The sequence below is a fragment of the Psychrobacter sp. NC44 genome, from assembly GCF_904846655.1.
Lineage (GTDB): Bacteria > Pseudomonadota > Gammaproteobacteria > Pseudomonadales > Moraxellaceae > Psychrobacter.
This window is the reverse complement of sequence record NZ_CAJHBN010000044.1, coordinates 1-709: the sequence shown is the minus strand read 5'-3', so window position 1 is coordinate 709 and position 709 is coordinate 1. Positions and strand designations below refer to the sequence as shown.

Genomic DNA, 709 nt, shown 5'->3' with positions numbered 1-709 from the left:
AGGGGCTGTCCTAGATAAGTAAAATAATCTAGGATAGTCATATGAGAAAGAGCAGATTAAGTTGGTACAAACAAACCAGACTCATTGAACTATTTATTGCCGGTTCTACCGCAAGAACAGCAGCAAGCTTAGTGGGTGTTAATAAAACAACAGCTAGCTATTACTTTCACAGGCTAAGACTACTGATTTATGAAAATAGTCAGGAACCTGGTCTTCTAGAAGGCGAAATAGAAGTTGATGAGAGCTACTTTGGCGGTAGACGCAAAGGCAAACGTGGTCGCGGTGCTGGTAATAAAGTGCCTGTGTTTGGACTGCTTAAGCGCAATGGCAGCGTCTATGCTTGTCTCATCCCTAATGCCAGAGCCGATACCTTAATCCCTATTATAAGAGAAAAAGTAAAGCCTGATAGCATCGTTTATACTGACTCATTCAGAAGTTACAATGCCCTTGATGTCAGTGAGTTTACCCATTACCGTATCAATCATTCAAAAGAGTTTGCACAAGACAGAAACCATATCAACGGAATAGAGAACTTTTGGAGCCAAGCCAAGCGTCATATGCGCAAATATAATGGCATCCCAAAAGAGCATTTCCATCTGTTTTTGAAGGAATGTGAGTGGCGTTTTAACTACAGTGATCCAAAACGTCAATTACACCAGCTAAAACAATGGGTTAAACAGGAACTGAACTAGTTATCTAGGACAGCCCC

1 protein-coding gene is annotated in these 709 nt (G+C 41.2%); it reads left to right on the top strand.

The window, feature by feature from the left end; translation table 11 throughout:
* The first annotated feature begins 41 nt into the window (after positions 1-41).
* On the top strand, positions 42-692 hold the full coding sequence (locus JMX95_RS13610) for an IS1595 family transposase (RefSeq protein WP_045455364.1): 651 nt from the start codon (positions 42-44) through the stop codon (positions 690-692).
* The last annotated feature ends 17 nt before the right edge of the window (positions 693-709 follow it).